Origin of the sequence: Nonomuraea sp. NPDC052265 (assembly GCF_044547985.1) — a bacterium.
GTDB lineage: Bacteria > Actinomycetota > Actinomycetes > Streptosporangiales > Streptosporangiaceae > Nonomuraea.
Window position 1 is genome coordinate 145,557 of sequence record NZ_JBIUBJ010000005.1, and the last position, 16,763, is coordinate 162,319.

Annotated in this window: 15 protein-coding genes; 13 read left to right on the top strand and 2 right to left on the bottom strand. The window is 71.6% G+C overall.

Annotated elements, in window-relative coordinates:
• The first annotated feature begins 68 nt into the window (after nt 1-68).
• Together glgP and ACIHAD_RS17610 are read left to right on the top strand one after the other, a co-directional pair.
• Nucleotides 69-2,648, top strand: a complete 2,580-nt coding sequence (gene glgP / locus ACIHAD_RS17605; protein WP_397355524.1) for an alpha-glucan family phosphorylase — start codon at nt 69-71, stop codon at nt 2,646-2,648.
• 50 nt (nt 2,649-2,698) lie between these two features.
• Complete coding sequence (locus ACIHAD_RS17610) at nt 2,699-3,595, top strand: MurR/RpiR family transcriptional regulator (RefSeq protein ID WP_397355525.1); 897 nt, start codon at nt 2,699-2,701, stop codon at nt 3,593-3,595.
• On the opposite strand, the gene ACIHAD_RS17615 is transcribed toward ACIHAD_RS17610, so the two are convergent.
• The gene (locus tag ACIHAD_RS17615; RefSeq protein ID WP_397355526.1) at nt 3,558-5,468 is read right to left on the bottom strand and encodes an N-acetylmuramoyl-L-alanine amidase; all 1,911 of its coding nucleotides are present in this window, start codon (nt 5,466-5,468) and stop codon (nt 3,558-3,560) included. The two genes, ACIHAD_RS17610 and ACIHAD_RS17615, sit on opposite strands and share 38 nt — an antisense overlap.
• Nucleotides 5,469-5,728: 260 nt before the next feature.
• Between ACIHAD_RS17615 and ACIHAD_RS17620 the strand changes: the two genes are divergently transcribed.
• The 3 genes from ACIHAD_RS17620 to ACIHAD_RS17630 all read left to right on the top strand — a co-directional run bounded on the left by ACIHAD_RS17620 (nt 5,729) and on the right by ACIHAD_RS17630 (nt 7,942).
• Nucleotides 5,729-5,932: a hypothetical protein gene (locus ACIHAD_RS17620; protein ID WP_364085248.1), complete on the top strand. Its 204-nt coding sequence runs from the start codon at nt 5,729-5,731 to the stop codon at nt 5,930-5,932.
• 7 nt (nt 5,933-5,939) lie between these two features.
• Complete coding sequence (locus ACIHAD_RS17625; RefSeq protein ID WP_397355528.1) at nt 5,940-6,632, top strand: CBS domain-containing protein; 693 nt, start codon at nt 5,940-5,942, stop codon at nt 6,630-6,632.
• A 251-nt stretch (nt 6,633-6,883) separates the two neighbouring features.
• Nucleotides 6,884-7,942: a 3-deoxy-7-phosphoheptulonate synthase gene (locus ACIHAD_RS17630; protein ID WP_397355529.1), complete on the top strand. Its 1,059-nt coding sequence runs from the start codon at nt 6,884-6,886 to the stop codon at nt 7,940-7,942.
• Between the two features lie 49 nt (nt 7,943-7,991).
• Here ACIHAD_RS17630 and ACIHAD_RS17635 read toward each other — a convergent pair whose 3' ends face one another.
• Nucleotides 7,992-8,276, bottom strand: a complete 285-nt coding sequence (locus ACIHAD_RS17635) for a Fe-S cluster assembly protein HesB (protein ID WP_397355530.1) — start codon at nt 8,274-8,276, stop codon at nt 7,992-7,994.
• Between the two features lie 101 nt (nt 8,277-8,377).
• Between ACIHAD_RS17635 and ACIHAD_RS17640 the strand changes: the two genes are divergently transcribed.
• The 8 genes from ACIHAD_RS17640 to ACIHAD_RS17675 all read left to right on the top strand — a co-directional run bounded on the left by ACIHAD_RS17640 (nt 8,378) and on the right by ACIHAD_RS17675 (nt 16,748).
• Nucleotides 8,378-9,034: an endonuclease gene (locus ACIHAD_RS17640; RefSeq protein WP_397355531.1), complete on the top strand. Its 657-nt coding sequence runs from the start codon at nt 8,378-8,380 to the stop codon at nt 9,032-9,034.
• Nucleotides 9,035-9,062: 28 nt separating this feature from the next.
• Nucleotides 9,063-9,836, top strand: a complete 774-nt coding sequence (locus ACIHAD_RS17645) for an enoyl-CoA hydratase/isomerase family protein (RefSeq protein WP_397355532.1) — start codon at nt 9,063-9,065, stop codon at nt 9,834-9,836.
• A gap of 80 nt (nt 9,837-9,916) precedes the next feature.
• A complete protein-coding gene (locus ACIHAD_RS17650; RefSeq protein WP_397355533.1) occupies nt 9,917-10,276 on the top strand; it encodes a hypothetical protein in 360 nt (119 codons plus the stop codon).
• Nucleotides 10,267-11,472 carry a DUF6395 domain-containing protein gene (locus ACIHAD_RS17655; RefSeq protein WP_397355534.1) on the top strand — a complete coding sequence of 402 codons (1,206 nt, stop codon included), beginning with the start codon at nt 10,267-10,269 and terminating at the stop codon, nt 11,470-11,472. The genes ACIHAD_RS17650 and ACIHAD_RS17655 overlap by 10 nt, the downstream gene beginning before the upstream one ends.
• 43 nt (nt 11,473-11,515) lie before the next feature.
• Complete coding sequence (locus ACIHAD_RS17660; RefSeq protein ID WP_397355535.1) at nt 11,516-12,358, top strand: M55 family metallopeptidase; 843 nt, start codon at nt 11,516-11,518, stop codon at nt 12,356-12,358.
• Nucleotides 12,359-12,388: 30 nt separating this feature from the next.
• Complete coding sequence (locus ACIHAD_RS17665) at nt 12,389-13,945, top strand: flavin monoamine oxidase family protein (RefSeq protein WP_397355536.1); 1,557 nt, start codon at nt 12,389-12,391, stop codon at nt 13,943-13,945.
• 64 nt (nt 13,946-14,009) lie between these two features.
• Nucleotides 14,010-14,522, top strand: a complete 513-nt coding sequence (locus tag ACIHAD_RS17670; protein ID WP_397355537.1) for a YbaK/EbsC family protein — start codon at nt 14,010-14,012, stop codon at nt 14,520-14,522.
• Between the two features lie 198 nt (nt 14,523-14,720).
• The gene (locus tag ACIHAD_RS17675) at nt 14,721-16,748 is read left to right on the top strand and encodes a serine/threonine-protein kinase (RefSeq protein WP_397355538.1); all 2,028 of its coding nucleotides are present in this window, start codon (nt 14,721-14,723) and stop codon (nt 16,746-16,748) included.
• Nucleotides 16,749-16,763 lie beyond the last annotated feature (15 nt).

The following is a 16,763-nucleotide window of genomic DNA, read 5'->3' on the forward strand; positions in this document are numbered from 1 at the left end:
GGGGTTTGAAGGGCCTTCTTGGGGGTGAAGGACTGAGAGGTCCCTCCTAGCCCGTAGGGTGCAGAAACGTGAGAGCTATCCGCCGGTTTACCGTCCGCACCGTCCTGCCCGCGGAGCTGGCCGCCCTGGGCGAGCTCGTGCACAATCTCCGATGGTCCTGGCACCCGGAGACGCTGGACCTCTTCGCCGAGGTCGACGCGGCCCTGTGGGAACAGGTCGGTCACGATCCCGTGGCCCTGCTCGGCGCCGTCACACCGGCCCGGCTCAACGAGCTGGCCGCCGACCGCCGTTTCCTCCGCCGTCTCGCCGACGCAGCCGACGACCTGCGCGAATACATGACCTCGCCGCGCTGGTACCAGACGCTGCCCGACGTCGCACGCGCCATCGCCTACTTCTCCCCCGAGTACGGCATCGCCGCCGCGATGCCCCAGTACTCAGGCGGTCTCGGCATCCTCGCCGGCGACCACCTCAAGGCGGCCAGCGACCTGGGCGTGCCGATCCTCGCGGTCGGCCTGCTCTATCGCCACGGCTACTTCACCCAGTCGCTCTCGCCGGAGGGCTGGCAGCTTGAGCACTATCCGGCGCTCGACGCCGGCGGGCTGCCGCTGACCCTGCTGAAGGACGGCGACGAACCCGTCAAGATCCGGCTCGGGCTGCCCGAGGGCCGCGTCCTGCACGCCCAGGTCTGGGTGGCGCAGGTGGGCCGGGTGCCGCTGCTGCTGCTCGACTCCGACGTGGCCGACAACGACACCGCCGCCCGCGACGTCACCGACCGCCTCTACGGCGGCGGCACCGACCACCGGCTCATGCAGGAGTTGCTGCTGGGCGTGGGCGGCGTACGCGCGATCAGGGCCTACTGCCGCATCACCGGCCACGCCGAGCCCGAGGTCTTCCACACCAACGAGGGCCACGCCGGCTTCCTCGGCCTGGAGCGCATCCGCGAGCTGACCGAGTCGCGCATGTCCTTCGACGAGGCGCTGGAGGCCGTACGCGCGGGAACGGTGTTCACCACGCACACGCCGGTGCCCGCGGGCATCGACCGCTTCCCCTGTGACCTGATCGAACGCCACTTCGGCGGCGACTCCGCCTGGCCGACCGTGCCCGTCGAGCGCATCCTGGCGCTGGGCGCCGAGGCCGAGCCCGGCCGCTTCAACATGGCGGTCATGGGCATGCGCCTGGCCCAGCGCGTCAACGGCGTCTCCGAGCTGCACGGCGCGGTCAGCCGGGAGATGTTCAAGGATCTGTGGCCCGGCTTCGACCTCGACGAGGTGCCGATCGGCTCGATCACCAACGGCGTGCACGCGCCCACGTGGGTCGGGCGCGAGTTCATGGAGCTGGCCGGCCGCGAGCTGCCCTCGCTGATCGAGCGCGCCCGCGGCTGGGAGGGCATCCAGAAGATCTCCGACCGGGAGATCTGGGAGATCCGCGGCAAGCTGCGCGGGCGGCTGGTCGAGGGCGCCCGCGAGCGGCTGCGCAGGTCGTGGCGCGAGCGCGGCGCCTCGGTCGCCGAGCTGGGCTGGATCGACGACGCGCTCGACCCCGACGTGCTGACGATCGGCTTCGCCCGGCGGGTGCCGTCGTACAAGCGGCTCACGCTCATGCTGCGCGACCCCAAGCGGCTGGCCCGCCTGCTGCTCGACCCGGACAAGCCGGTGCAGATCGTGATCGCCGGCAAGGCGCATCCGGCCGACGAGGGCGGCAAGAAGCTGATCCAGCAGATCGTCAAGTTCGCCGACCAGCACAACGTGCGCCACCGGATCGTCTTCCTGCCCGACTACGACATGACGCTCGGCCAGCTCATGGTCCAGGGCTGCGACGTGTGGCTGAACAACCCGTTGCGGCCGCTGGAGGCGTCCGGCACCTCGGGCATGAAGTCGGCGCTGAACGGCGGGCTCAACCTGTCGATCCGCGACGGCTGGTGGGACGAGTGGTACGACGGCACCAACGGCTGGGCCATCCCGACCGCCGACGGGGTCAGCGACCCCGACCGGCGCGACGAGCTGGAGGCCGGCGCCCTGTACGACCTGATCGAGCACGAGGTGTCCGACCGTTTCTACGACCGGCCCTTCGACGAGCTGCCGCGCAGGTGGATGGAGATGGTCAAGCACACCCTGGCCTCGCTGGGGCCCAAGGTGCTGGCCGGGCGCATGCTCCGCGACTACGTCGTGAATCTGTACACCCCGGCCGCCAAGTCGGCCCGCGCGCTGTCGGCCGACTCCTACGCCGCGGCCAGGGCGTTCGCGGCCTGGCGGGTGCGCGTCACGCGGGCCTGGCCGGGCGTGCGGGTCGAGCACGTCGAGGCGTCGGGCGTGGGCGACACCCCTGAGGTGGGCGCCGCGGTCGAGCTGCGGGCCACGATCGCCCTCGGCGACCTGGAGCCCGGGGACGTGCTGGTCGAGGCGGCGTACGGCAAGGTCGGGCCGCACGACGAGCTGGTCCACCTGCGGTACGCGCGACTGGCCGTGGAGTCGCTGGAGGACGACGGCCACGCCCACTTCACGGGCCGGGTGCCGCTCGACCGTACGGGGGCCTTCGGGTACACAGTCCGGGTCGTCCCGCATCACCCGTTCGCTGCCACTCCGGCGGAGTTGGGGCTGATCGCCGTCCCCGAGGAGCCGGTGGGAATGACGAACGGTACCTTGCGCTGATATATCCGGACGAGGTCGGCCCGGTGGCCGGGCGGTGCATAATCAGGACCGTGGACGACAGCGGGAACGGCCTGCGGGCCGACAATCTGGTGGCCACGGTCCGCGGTGTCCTGCCGTCCCTGACGCCTGCCGCGCAGACCGTCGCCCGGCTCATCCTGGAAGATCCGGCGACGGTCGCGCGCAGCACCATCACGGAGCTGTCGGCCGCCTCCGGCACCAGCGAGGCCACGATCGTGCGCACCGCGCGGCTGCTCGGCTTCGCCGGATATCCCCAGCTCAGGCTGGCCCTGGCCGCGGCGGCCGCGCAGCCCGACCGGCTCGTGCCCGGCGACCTGGCGCCCGACGACCCGCTGTCGGAGGTCATCCAGAAGGTGGCCAGGGCCGAGTCCGAGGCCATCAACGACACCGTCGCCCAGCTCACCAGCGAGCGCCTGGGCCTGGTCGTCGACGCGATCGTGGGGGCCAGGCGCATCGACGCCTACGGCGTGGGCGCCTCGGGATTAGTCGCCGAGGACGTCGCCCAGAAGCTGCTGCGCATCGGCCTGTCCAGCCACGCCTTCCAGGACGCCCACCTGGCCCTGACCAGCGCCGTCCTGCTGAAGGCGGGCGACGTGGCGATCGGCATCAGCACCTCGGGGGAGACCCCCGACGTGATCGAGCCGCTGCGCCGGGCGGGCGAGGCGGGGGCCACCACGGTGGCCGTCACCAACAACCCGCGCTCGACGATCGCGGAGCTGGCCGAGCACGTGCTGATCTCGGCCGGGCGCGAGACGGAGTTCCGTCCCGGCGCCCTGGCCAGCAGGATCAGCCAGCTCCTCGTCGTCGACTGCGTGTTCGTCGGTGTCGCCCAGCGTACGTTCGACTCCTCTCAGGAGGCGCTCGCGAGCACCAGGCGCGCCGTCAAGGAGTTCACCCGGAGAACGTCACCTGTACGTCGTCAGCCTTGACGTACATCACGCGGTGCCCGAACTGGATCTCCAGGTACTTCGTCTTGCCCTTGACCACCTTGTGGTCCTCCAGGTTGAACGTGACCGCCCGGTAGTACTCGGCGGCGGCCGGCCCGGCCAGCGTGTACTGCTCACCCGCCGAGAACGTGTACTGCAGCGGCGTCACCGCCTGGTACGGAACACCGGCCGGGTACGCCTCCTGCTCCGGATACGCCCGCCCGTACACCGGTACGGTCGCCTTGCCCGGCTTCGGCGTGACGACGAGCCCCATGGACGGGATCGCGGTCGGGGCGCTCGCCGGGTTGTGGAACCACGCCTTCTGGCCGAGGTACCAGATCGCCGTCCAGTCGCCCTGGCGGTCGGCGACGGCGAAGCGCTGGCCCGTGCTGGCCCTGGCGCTGTGGTCGTACACGCTGTAGAGCGAGCCGCCGGTCGGGTGCTTGCCGATGTCCTTGATCAGCGGGGCGTCCTCGCGCGGCTCGGTGCGCAGCCACACGGTGCCGGCGCTGAGCGGCGGGCAGGCCGCCTCGGGGTTCTTGCGGTCGCAGCCGTAGAAGTAGGGCTTGTTGGTGGCGAAGTCCGGCTTGATCATGACCGAGCCGGCCCGCGGCCCGCCGAACTGGTGCAGCGGCGCGCCCATGAGCTGGAAGTAGTGCGCCCAGTCCCAGAACGGCCCCGGGTCCTCGTGCATGCCGCGCACCGTGCTCGGGATCGTGCCCGGGACGTTGTCGTGGCCGAGGATGTGGGCGCGGTCGAGCGGCACGCCGTGCTTGAGCGCCAGGTAGCGGACCAGCCGGGCCGACGAGCGGTACATCGCCTCGGTGTACCAGGTGCTGCCCTCGGCCAGGAAGCCTTCGTGCTCGATGCCGATGGACTTGGAGTTGATGTACCAGTTGCCGGCCTGCCAGCCGACGTCCTTGGTCTTGATGTGCTGGGCGATGTGCCCGTCACTGGAACGGACCGAGTAGTGCCAGCTCGCGCCGTAGTTCGGGTCCTGGTTGAGCCTGATCGACGGGAGGAAGTAGCCCTCCATGTCGTGGATGATGATGTAGTCGACCTTCTGGCTGACCGGCCGGTTGGCCAGGTCGTAGTGGCCGTAGTCGTCCGGCGGGAGCTCCTGGTAGGCCGAGGGGATCCACTCGCAGGAGATCGAGGCCGGGCACTCGACGCCGTCGCGCCTCGGGGGCTTCAGGCCGAGCTTCTCCAGCCACTTCTCGATCTTCTCCAGGTCCGGGACCTTGGGCAGGGTGACCTTCTGCCCGTCGTCCGTGGTGCGCTCGGCGCCTTCCTGGATGGTGGCGTAGACCTCGTCGGCGAAGAACTTGGCCGCGTCGGCCTCTTCGGCGCCGGAGTACTTGGCGACGGCTCCGTACCATTCGCCCGGGTTGGCGCTCAGGGGCGCGCCGAGGCTCTTCTGGTAGTCGGCGAGCAGCGCCGCGCCGCCGCGGATGTTGGCCGCGTCGTCGGCGCGCAGCCGCTCGTGGCTCTCGCCGGTGAGCTGCGCGGCCCGCTCCATCGTGCGCAGCGAGGCGGGGATCTCCGCCGGGACGGGGACCGGGGTGGGCGCGAGCGGCCTGGTCTCGTCGCCGCGGGCGTCCTCCTCGCCCTCTCCGTGGTGGTTCGAGTCGGTGTAGGCGGCCGCGTCGGTCAGGTGCATGGGGCCGAACCCGGCGTCGCTCGACGGCTGGCCCGCGTGTGCGTCCCAGCGCGACTCCAGGTACGAGACCCCGAGCAGCACGCTCTGTGGGACCTTGAACTCGTCGGCCGCCGCGGCGAAGGCCTGCTGCCGGTCGGCGGGTTCTTCGGCGTTGGCCGAGGGCACTTGGGTTAAGGGCAACAAGGCGACGACGGCGATCGCCAGCGCTCTGCGCATGAACCGCTCCTTGACTGGGGGGCGTGGTGCGGGTTCAGCGTCTCAACATTTTCCTTCTCTGGCGAGAACTTTGCGAAGATATTTTTCATCCCTTAACAGAGTGTCCGGTCGCCGCTCCGGGGGGCACACCGTGCCGGGCGGCGGGAGGCGCGGCTCCGGCAGGCCGGGCGCGATAGGCCCGCCCGGCGGCCGGCCCATAGGTGCCAGGACTACCGCGCGGGGGGCTGGGTAGCGGGCCCGGGAGGAGAGGGGGAGCTGTAATGCCTCGACCCGGAAGTCACTCCTACGACAACGAGCGCCGCCGGCTCCGCAAGCAGCTGGACCGGCAGGGGCTGAGCGAGCAGGAGCTCAAGAAACGCGTGGCCAGGAAACTCCAGTCGGACCCGGCCAAGAGCCCGCGCAAGGTGGGCGGCGACCGCGCCGAAGGGCCCAAGTCCGAACGGCCCCACGGCGGGGAGCGCTGAGCGCCTCATGACGGACATCATCGACCGCGAGGGCGTCCAGGACCTGCTGGCGACGCGCGGGGCCCAGCTCGCCGAGGTGCTGCCCGAGCGGGAGTACGCCTGGGCGCACCTGCCCGGCGCCGTGCACCTGCCGCTCGGCTCGCTCGACCGGCTGGCCGACGACCTGCTGGACCGTTCGCGTCCGGTCGTCGTCTACTGCCACGACTGGCTCTGCGACCTGAGCCCGCGCGCCGCCCACCGGCTCGCCCGGCTCGGCTTCGCCGACGTGCACGACTACGGCCCAGGCAAGATGGACTGGCTGTCGGACGACCTGCCGTACGAGGGGGAGGCCGTCCTGGTGGCCTCCGGCACCCGGCGCGATCCGGTCACCGCCGATCTGGAGGATCCGCTGGAGGAGCTCAGCGAGCGCATCGTCGCCGACCCGGCCGGGCTCGCGGTCGTGGTGGACAGGGACGAGGTGGTGCAGGGCGTCATCGGGTCGCGCCAGCTCAAGGGCGCCGACCTGACCGGCACCGCCGAGGCCGCCATGGACACCGGCGTCACCACCGTACGGCCCAGCGAACAGCTCGACGCCCTGGCCAGGCGCATGGAAGGCGCGAACGTCGACCACGTCGTCGTCACCCGTGCCGACGGGACCCTGGTCGGGCTCTACGGGCTCGGCGACCTGCGCGAACCCGGCTGGGAATCCGATCTCGGATAGCGGACGGGATTTGGAGCGGTCACCCGGCGTCTGCTAGCGTCAACAGCATGTCAGTGATCAGCCGATTTTGGCGCTATGTGGCGGCTCCGGGTGGAGCCGAAGGTCACGTGCGCTGACTTACTGATCACCCGGAGCCCAAAGGCAGAGACGTCCCGTCTCTGCCTTTCGTCGTTCAGGCGGACGGCTCCGGGGGCCACGGACGTGGGCCGTACCGCCTTCCGACTCCCATCGAAAAGCGGAGGACACAGCTCATGACCACGACCAGCGACCTGCGCATCACCTCGTTCGAACCCCTGCCCACGCCCCACGAGCTGATCGGCGAACAGCCGCTGGGCCCCGAGCGCGAGGCCCTGGTGGCGGCGAGCAGGAACGCGGTGCGCGACGTGCTCACCGGCGACGACGACCGCCTGCTGCTCATCGTCGGCCCGTGCTCGGTGCACGACCACGAGGCCGCGCTCGACTACGCCCGCCGCCTGGCCGCCGCCACCCGCGACCTCGGCGACGCCCTGTGCGTCGTCATGCGGGTGTACTTCGAGAAGCCGCGCACCACCATCGGCTGGAAGGGCCTGATCAACGACCCGGACATCGACGGCGGCCACGACGTCCAGCGCGGCCTGCGCCTGGCCAGGACGGTGCTGCTCGACGTGCTCGACACCGGGCTGCCGGTGGGCTGCGAGTTCCTGGAGCCCACCAGCCCGCAGTACATCGCCGACGCCGTCACCTGGGGCGCGATCGGCGCCCGCACGCCCGAGAGCCAGGTGCACCGCCAGCTCACCTCCGGCCTGTCCATGCCGGTCGGCTTCAAGAACGCCACCGACGGCGACGTGCAGGTGGCCATCGACGGCGTGAAGGCCGCCTCGCACCCGCAGGTGTTCTTCGGCATCGACGACGAGGGCCGGGCCGCGGTCGTCTCGACCACCGGGAACCCCGACTGTCACGTCATCCTGCGCGGCGGGCGCACCGGCCCGAACTACGACCCCCAGTCCGTCGGCGACGCCCTGGCGCTGCTGGCCAAGGCCGGGCTGCCGGAACGGCTGATCATCGACGCCAGCCACGGCAACAGCGGCAAGGACCACGTACGGCAGGCGGCGGTGGTCCGCGAGGTGGCCGGGCGCCTGGCGGCGGGCGAGAAGGGCGTCGCGGGGCTGATGGTGGAGAGCTTCCTGGTGCCGGGGCGGCAGGAGCCCGGTCCGGCGGAGGGCCTGACGTACGGGCAGAGCATCACCGACGCCTGTGTGGGCTGGGAGGAGACCGAGCGCCTGCTGGTCGAGCTGGCCGACGCCGTGCGCGCCGGCCGCGAAGCGGGCTGACGGCCCCCGGCGGCCCCGAGGTGCCGGGCCGGGCCGCCGGGAGCGGCGGTCAGGTCCGGCGGTCCAGCCGGAACGTCGGGTGACCCGGCGTGCCCGGCTGGGCGTCCAGCGACTTGTCGTCGAGGATGGGCGCCGCGTCCTCGGCCACGAAGACGCGGACGTCCCCCTGCTCGATGACCTGGTCCCCGGCGTACGGCGTGCTCGCGAGCGACACCTCCAAGGTGCCCGCCTCGTCCGGCTTGGGAGAGATCCGCAGGCCGGCGTTCGCGGGCACGTCCTCGCCGACCATCAGGTCACGGATGGCGACCACGGCGTTGTCAGTCAATGTCAGCACGGTGAGCTCCTTCTCGCTGGAGAACCCCCGCCTCCCCCGCGACCAGGGCGGCAAACGCGCCGGGCCGGGATGAGCGCCCGCCATGGGGGTAGCGGAGCTTCATGGCTGACAAGGACAAGGGCGTGCTGGACGCCCTGCTCGAACAGTGCGGCCAGACGTTCGCCGGGGAGGCGGGCATCAGGCTCGCCGACCGGCCGCGGCCGCTGTACCAGCTCCTGGTGCTGGCCACGCTGCTCAGCGCGCGCATCTCGTCCGGAGTGGCGGTGGCGGCGGCGCGCGAGCTGTTCGCGGCCGGGTACCGCACGCCGCGGGACATGGCGCGGGCGAGCTGGCAGGACCGCGTGGACGCCCTGGGCCGCGGCCACTACCGGCGTTACGACGAACGCACCTCGACCATGCTCGGCAGGGGCGCCGAGCTGCTGCTCGACCGCTGGAAGGGCGACCTGCGCAGGTTGCGCGACGAGGCGGGGGGCGACCCCGGGCGGATCGGCGAGCTGTTGCGGGAGTTCCCCGGCATCGGCCCGACCGGCGCCGACATCTTCCTGCGCGAGGTCCAGGGCGTCTGGCCGCAGGTCGCGCCGCACCTGGACAGGCGGGTGCTGGACGGCGCGGCCCGGCTCGGCCTGCCCCGCCAGGAACGCGGCCTGGCCCGCCTGGCCCGCTCCGGCGACGAGCTCGCCCGCCTGTCGGCGGCACTGGTACGCGTGTCGACCAGTGAGAAGACCGCCGACGAGGTGAGGTCGGCCGCGGCGGGGTGAGCGGGGAGCGCTCTGTTAGGTTCGCCTCATGGGTGAGTTTGTGAGCGTCGAGGTGGCCGACCAGATCGCCACGATCCGTCTTGACCGTCCGAAGATGAACGCGCTCGACGTTCAGACGCAGCGGGAGCTCGTCGAGGCGGCGCTTCAGGTCGATGCCGACGACCAGGTGCAGGCGGTGATCCTCTACGGCGGCGAGCGGGTCTTCGCCGCCGGCGTGGACGTCAAGGAGATGGCCGACATGTCCTATGCCGACATGTCCACCCACTCCCGCACGCTCCAGGCGTGCTTCACCACGGTCGCGCGCATCGGCAAGCCGGTCATCGCCGCCGTCACCGGCTACGCCCTGGGCGGCGGCTGCGAGCTGGCCCTGTGCGCCGACTTCCGGGTCGCGGGCGAGTCGGCCAGGCTCGGCCAGCCGGAGATCCTGCTCGGGCTCATCCCGGGCGCGGGCGGCACCCAGCGCCTGCCCCGCCTCGTCGGCCCGTCCCGCGCCAAAGACCTGATCTTCACCGGCCGGCACGTCCCCGCCGCCGAGGCCCTGGCCATCGGGCTGGTCGACCGGGTGGTGCCGGACGAGCAGGTCTACACGGCCGCCCTGGAGTGGGCGGCCACGTTCGTCGGCGGCCCCGCCGTGGCGCTGCGCGCCGCCAAGCAGGCCGTCGACCAGGGCGTCGAGGTCGATCTCGACTCGGGCCTGGAGATCGAGCGCCTGCAGTTCTCCGGCCTGTTCGCCACCGACGACGCCCGGATCGGCATGCGGGCCTTCACGGAGAAGGCCAAACCCAGGTTCACCGGACGGTGACCGCCCGGCCGCCATACGAATGCGACCCTTTGGAGTAGGCCGTCCAAGGGGAAGCGGGTTTGCCAGTATGGTGGCGTTTCATGATGCGCGTCCCGGTCCCCGCCCGGCTGCGTAAAGCCGTGCGTACGTGGTTCGACTCCCGTTACATCTCCGTCGCCGATCACCGGCAGGACATCCGGGACGCGCTCTGGGAGGTCCAGACGCTGCGCCGGGAGATGGCGGCCCTCCAGGGCGAGGTCGAGCGGCTGCGGAACGCCCGGCCGCCGCTGGTCGCCCCGCTGATCGACAAGGCGAGGGTCGACGACACGTACCGGCTGGCGCAGGAGACCGCGAAGGCCCTCGACGGCGTGCTCCAGAACGAGGTGCTCGTCTGGCAGGCCATCGACGACCTGAGAGGCCGCGTCCCGGGGGCCGCCGAAGGGGGCCGGCCGTGCGTGTGACCTGGTCCGACGGCGAGCTGACCTTCCGTCTCGACCCCGAGGACGAGATCACCGGCAGGGCGGCCGACGACCACCCCGTCAAGCTGGCCACCAACTCCTGCTCGATCGGCGGCGTGCCCGCCGAGGCCCACCCCGACCTGTTCGCCGTGGCCGCCTGGACGATCGTGGCGCCCTGGACCAGGCGGCGGATCACGTTCGACCGGGCGATCTCCGCCGAGGTGGCCGAGGCCCTGCACGACGGCTGGGGCATCGAGGCCGGGCCGGTCGGCGCCGAGCCGCGCCGGGCCGGGGACAGGCTCGCCCTCTCCTACAGCGGCGGCGCGGACTCCGTGGCCGCGGCGGCCATCCACCCGTCGGCGCCGTTCGTGCACTTCCGGCGGGTGCCGCATCCGAGGGTGCCCAACCGGTGGCCGCACTACCGCTCCGACGTGCTGGCCAAGCTCGCCGAGCGGACCGGCCGCGAGCTCACCACCGTCACCTCCGACCTGGAGTTCACCCTCGCCGAGCCGCGTCCGGGCTATCCGGAGCACCACGCCGTCGCGGCGGGAGCGCTCCTGCTGGCCGACCGGATGAACCTCGGTGGCCTGGGCTTCGGCTATGAACTCGGTTCACGCTGGCTCGGCGGTGACCGTTACTTGTTGCGGTTCACGCCTGACAACCCCATGTGGGCGCCGCACGGCGCGTGGGGCCGGTTGTTCGCCGCCGCGGGCGTGCACATCGTGCTCCCGGTCGGCGGGGTGAGCGAGGCCGTCACCATGCGGCTGGCCCTGAACTCCGAGCTCAAGGACCAGGTGCGCTGGTGCCTGCGCGGTACCGACGGCCCCTGCCGCACCTGCGGCAAGTGCCTGTACAAGGAGCTCATCCAGGCCGCCGTCGAGCGCCGCCCCTTGGACACCCCCGTCACCGCCGACCGTCCCGTGGCCCGCAAGTGGCTGCGGCCGCCGCCCTTCGGCGGCCAGGAGATGATCGAGTACGGCCTGGCCCGCATCCCCGGCGTCGAGCACTCCCTGTTCGCCAAGGCCCTCGACCACTTCGAGGCCACCGAGGAGTCCACGAGCTGGCTCGACCACTGCTACCCGCCGGCCATCGAGGAGATCCCCGAGCCGTGGCGGGCCGAGGCGGCCGCCTTCCTGACCTCCCAGGTCGGCATCATGACCGAGGCCGAGGTACGGCGGGTGGAGACGTGGGGCGCGTGACCGTCCACGGGACGGATCCGGCGAAGGACGAGGAGTTGACTGCGTGAAGGTTTACCTGTCGGTGGACATGGAGGGCGTGACGGGGTTGACCGACCCCGAGGAGATGCACGCCGGCAAGCGCGGCTACGACCGCGGTTGCGAGTTGATGACCGCCGACGCCAACGCCGCCGTCGAGGGCGCGTTCGCGGCCGGCGCCGGATCGGTGCTGGTCAACGACGCCCACGGGTCCACCAAGAACCTGCGGATCGACCTCCTCGACCCGCGGGCCACCCTGATCCGGGGGCCGGGCAAGGCCCAGCGCATGGCCCAGGGGCTCGACGGCACGTTCCAGGCCGCGTGCTTCGTGGGCTACCACGCCAGGGCCGGCGTCCAGCACGGCGTGCTCAACCACACGTGGATGGGCAAGGAGATCCAGAACGTCTACCTCAACGGCGAGCTGTGCGGCGAGACCCGGCTGGTCGCGGCGTGCGCGGGCTTCCACGGCGTGCCCGTCGTGCTGGTGACCGGGGACGAGGCCGTCGGCGAGGAGGCGCGCGAGCTGCTCGGCGACGTCGAGACGGTCGCGGTGAAGAAGGGGATCGACAAGTTCTCGGCCGAGTTGCTGCCGCCGAGCGTCGCCCAGGCGAAGATTTGTGAGGCCGCCGCTCGCGGGCTCTCCAGGTTGAGCGACTTCACGCCCTATCGGGTGGAGGCGCCGTACACGCTGGGGGTGGAGTGGAACTCGACCGCCATCGCGGCGGCGGTGGCGCTGGTGCCCGGTGTGAAGACCGTCGGCTCGCGGCACACCGAGTTCACCACCGACGACTTCCGCCAGATCATGGCGCTGCTCGGGATCTTCGCCACCATCGGCGGCCAGGTGGCCTGCGGCAGCGGGCCCTACGGCTGAGATGTCGGTAACTGCTGACCTAGGGAGCGGGTGACGGTGGAAGGCGCGGCGCTGACCCGGCGGGGGCTGCTCGTCGGGATCGGGGCGGTGGGTGGCGCGGGCGCCATGTACGCCGCCATGGGCGCGCTCGGGCTCGCCCCCTCCGAGCAGGACAAGGAGTTCGCCGCGCCGCGTCCCGGCGACTTCTCCCTGCGCGGCAGGGGCGCGGCCAAGGTGGTGATTCTCGGCGCGGGCGTGGCCGGGCTGACCGCCGCGTACGAGCTGGGCAAGGCCGGCTACGACTGCACCCTGCTCGAAGCCAGGGACAGGGCCGGCGGCAGGAACCTCACGCTGCGCGGCGGCGACCGCCTGACCGAGCTGAACGGCCCGGCCCAGGACGTCAGGCTCGGCGAGGGGGTCTACTTCAACGCCGGCCCCGGCCGCATCGCCCCCTGGATGGTCACCCTCGACTACTGCCGCGAGCTGGGCGTCCCGATCGAGACGTTCGTCAACAACAACGCCGCCGCGTACGTCCACACCAACGGCAGAACCGTGCGGGCCCGGACCGCCCGAGCCGACATGTACGGATATGTCGCTGAATTGCTGGCCAAGGCCACAAATGTCGGCGCGCTCGACAAGGCGATCACCGCCGACGACCGGCAACGCCTGCTCGAATTCCTCCGCCGGTTCGGCGACCTGGGACCCAAGCTCGACTACGAGGGCTCACCCCGGCGCGGCTTCACCAAATACCCGGCGCTCGACACCGGCACCCCCATCCCGCCGCCCGGGACCCTCCACGACGTCCTGGCCGCCGCCACCGGCCGCGCCATCACCAACGACTTCGGCTACGACATGGCCACCCCCATGTTCCAGCCGGTCGGCGGCATGGACGCGATCGTCACGAAGCTGACCGAGGCCGTAGGGGCCGACCGCATCAGGACGGGCGCCAAGGTCACCAGGATCACGACCCTGGACGACGGCGTCGAGGTGGCCTACAGCGGCGGCAGCGTCAAGGCCGACTACTGCGTCGCCACCCTCCCCCCGCACCTCCTCGCCAAGATCCCGCACAACCTCGGAGCGCAGGTCACCAGCGCCCTGAGCACCCCCATCCCGATCGCCGCCGGCAAGATCGGCCTGGAGTACGGCAGGCGCTGGTGGGAGCTGGAGGACCGCATCTACGGCGGTGTCACCGAGACCGACCTGGACATCACCCACATCTGGTACCCCTCCCACGGCTACCACTCCGAACGCGGCCTGATCGTCGGCTACTACAACACCGAGCAGAACGCCGAGCTGTACGGCTCCCTCACCCCCGAGGACAGACGGCGCAAGGCCCTCACCCAGGGCAGGAAGATCCACGGCGACAAATACCGTCAGGACCTCCTGTCCAGCGTCTCCATCGCCTGGCACCGCCAGGAGCACATCCAGGGCGGCTGGATGTACTGGCCGTCCTTTGATTCGTCCTTCACTCTTCTGCAACGCCCCGCCGGAAGGGTGTACTTCGCGGGTGACTGGCTCACCCACCTGATCGCCTGGCAGGCAGGCGCCATGGAGTCGGCCCGCAGCGTCGTCACCCTGCTGCACCAGCGGGTGCTGCAGTCCACGTGACGTCGCACGCTACTTCCGCGACCGGCATAGGGTCGGTCGAGGAAGAGCGATCGAGGAGACGAGGATGACGTTGCACTGGGTGCCCGCGAGCGACCGCGGTGACCTGCTGGCCGATCCGGTGGCGATCGCCGTCACGGGCATCGAGGGTGCCGAGGTCACGGAGATCGACCCCGGCCTGGCCGACACGGCCGCGTTCTGCGAGCGCTACGGCGTACGGCTCGACGAGTCCGCCAACTGCGTGGTCGTGGCCGCCAAGCGCGGCGGCGAGACGCGCTATGCCGCCTGCATGGTGCTCGCGACGATGCGCGTCGACGTCAACGGCGTGGTGCGCAGGCACCTCGACGCCCGGAAGGCGAGCTTCGCGCCGATGGCCGACGCGGTCGAGCTGACCGGCATGGAGTACGGCGGCATCACCCCGCTCGGGCTGCCCGGCGACTGGCCCGTCCTGGTGGACAAGCATGTCGCCGACCATCCCAGAGTGGTCATCGGCAGCGGCCTGCGCAGGTCGAAGCTCGCCGTGCCGGGCGCCACGCTGGCCGGGCTGAAGGGCGCCGAGGTGCTGTCCCTGACGACCTGAAGGCCCCGAAGCCGAACTGAAGCCAATTCGAGACCGTTGGATGGGAAACCGATGAGGCCGTATCGGACGTTGTACGAGTGGGAATGTGGCCTCATGGTTCATCTCGTGGGCGGGGATTAAGCCGGTATGGTGCTTCATGCCATGAACGATGACCGACTAGGGCCTTACCGGCTGCTCAGGCGGCTCGGTGAAGGCGGGATGGGCGTTGTCCACCTCGCTGTCGACCCCCAGGGGCGGCAGGTGGCGGTCAAGGTCCTGCGCGGAGAGGTCGCCGGTGACGAGGTCGCCAGGCGACGGCTTTCGCGTGAGGTCGAGACCATGCGCCGAGTCCGCAGCAAATTCATTGCAGAAGTGGTCGATGCGGACGTAACCGGTCATCGTCCCTACATCGTCACGCGTTACGTGCCCGGCCGTCCCCTCGACGAGATCGTCAAGGACGACGGGCCGCTCGACCTGCCCGCGCTGGTCCGGCTGGCCCACGGCGTGGCCTCCGCGCTGTCCGTGGTCCACTCCGTCGGCGTGATCCACCGCGACCTCAAGCCGGGCAACGTGCTGATCCTCGACGGCGAGCCCGTCCTGATCGACTTCGGCATCGCCCAGGCGGTCGACGCGACCCGGCTGACCCAGACCGGCATGTTCATCGGCACGCCCGGCTACCTCGCGCCCGAGATCATCGAGGGCCAGGAGGCGGGCCCCGAGGTCGACATCCACGCCTGGGCGGGCACGCTGCTCTACGCCGCCACCGGCCAGCCGCCCTTCGGCAAGGGCACGCTGGAGATGATCTTCTACAACATCACCGCCGGCAAGGCCGACATCAGCGGCGTGCCGGCCGAGTTGCAGCCGCTGCTCAAGGCGGGCTTCCAGCGCAGCCCGGCCAAGCGGCCCAAGGCCGCCGACCTGGCCGAGCAGACGGCCCGGATGTTGCCGAGGCCGCCGCAGGGCGTGCCCGACGAGATCTCCACCGTGCCGCGGCCCGACGCGCCCGACGACTTCCCGACCAGGCGGCCGCCGTTCGTGGGGGAGAAGCCCTCCTACGACGTCTCCACGCCGCCGATGACGCCGCGCCGGCTGATCGACGGCCAGGAGCAGCCGGTCGCGCCGCCCGCCGATCCGCACTTCGTCTCGCTGCTGCCCAGCCAGGGGCTGCCCGGCCAGGGGCTGCCCAGCCAGGGCGCCGCGCTGCCCGACCACGGTGGAGAGCTGCCCGGCCAGGGCGCGGGCGACCCGTGGCCGACCCGCCGGGTGTCGCCGGAGGAACTGCGCCAGATCCAGCGCGAGGCCGGGCCCAGCCAGCCCTGGCCGCACCAGCAGCCCCCGCTCCACCCCCAGCCCCAGCAGCACTCCCACCCCCAGTCCCAGCAGCAGTCTCAGCCGCAGGTCGACTGGCACGAGGCCGACGTGCCCACCCGGCGTGTGCGTCCGGACTCGGCCGAGTTCGGCCGGCTCAGCTCCGGCCCCCAGCCCGTGGACCACCGCCTGGCCGGCGCCGGGCCCGAGCAGCCCGACTACGGCAGGCCGGGCCCGGTGCCCGCGCAGCCGCCGCCCTACATCCCGGCGCGGCCGCAATATCCGCCCCAAGACCCGCAGACCGCCCGTGACCCCTACAACCCGGGCGCGCATCCGGGGCCGACGCTGCAACGCTCGAAGGCGTACGGGGTGGCGAGCGCGATGTTGCTGATCCTCCTGATCGTGGCGGCGGTGACGGCGCCCGTCCTGGTGGCGGTGGTGGCGATCCCGATCGCGGTGCTGCTGCGCGCGGCCGACCTCGCCCAGCCGGAGCTCAACGGCCGCAGGCCCGCCGGGGCCGCCGCGCTCGACGTGCTCAGGGTCTTCGCCCGGCCGCAGGCGCTGGCCAAGTCCGTCGGCATCACGTTCGCCCTCGTCCTGTACGCCCTCATCCTCGGCCTGCCGGTGACGCTGCTGCTCAGCGTGGTGGTCAAGATGAACTCGGCCAACGCCCTCGCGTGGGGCGCCGCGGTCGCGCTCTGGACCCTCTGCGCGGGGCCGGGCGTCGAGGGCCCGGGGCGGCAGATGCGCAGAACGCTCTCATCGCTCGTACCCTCGAGAACAGCGGCCATGGCGATGGCGGGAGTCCTGGCGGCGGGCGCCGCGCTCTCGCTGATCCTCGCCTACGGCACGTTCGGGGACACGCCAAGGGGGAGTGTATGGAGTCCACTGGACGTCACACCCGTGACAGAGCAACTCACCAGCCTGAAGGGCGGCTGAGCCGAGGAAGGTGGC

Excerpts from the sequence above, each read along its gene's own strand:
- ACIHAD_RS17645 (WP_397355532.1), top strand. The coding sequence starts at position 9,063 with ATGGGTGAGTTTGTGAGCGTCGAGGTGGCCGACCAGATCGCCACGATC.
- ACIHAD_RS17670 (WP_397355537.1), top strand. The coding sequence starts at position 14,010 with ATGACGTTGCACTGGGTGCCCGCGAGCGACCGCGGTGACCTGCTGGCC.
- ACIHAD_RS17620 (WP_364085248.1), top strand. The coding sequence starts at position 5,729 with ATGCCTCGACCCGGAAGTCACTCCTACGACAACGAGCGCCGCCGGCTC.
- ACIHAD_RS17650 (WP_397355533.1), top strand. The coding sequence starts at position 9,917 with ATGATGCGCGTCCCGGTCCCCGCCCGGCTGCGTAAAGCCGTGCGTACG.
- ACIHAD_RS17630 (WP_397355529.1), top strand. The coding sequence starts at position 6,884 with ATGACCACGACCAGCGACCTGCGCATCACCTCGTTCGAACCCCTGCCC.
- ACIHAD_RS17640 (WP_397355531.1), top strand. The coding sequence starts at position 8,378 with ATGGCTGACAAGGACAAGGGCGTGCTGGACGCCCTGCTCGAACAGTGC.
- ACIHAD_RS17625 (WP_397355528.1), top strand. The coding sequence starts at position 5,940 with ATGACGGACATCATCGACCGCGAGGGCGTCCAGGACCTGCTGGCGACG.
- ACIHAD_RS17675 (WP_397355538.1), top strand. The coding sequence starts at position 14,721 with ATGGGCGTTGTCCACCTCGCTGTCGACCCCCAGGGGCGGCAGGTGGCG.
- ACIHAD_RS17615 (WP_397355526.1), bottom strand. The coding sequence starts at position 5,468 with ATGCGCAGAGCGCTGGCGATCGCCGTCGTCGCCTTGTTGCCCTTAACC.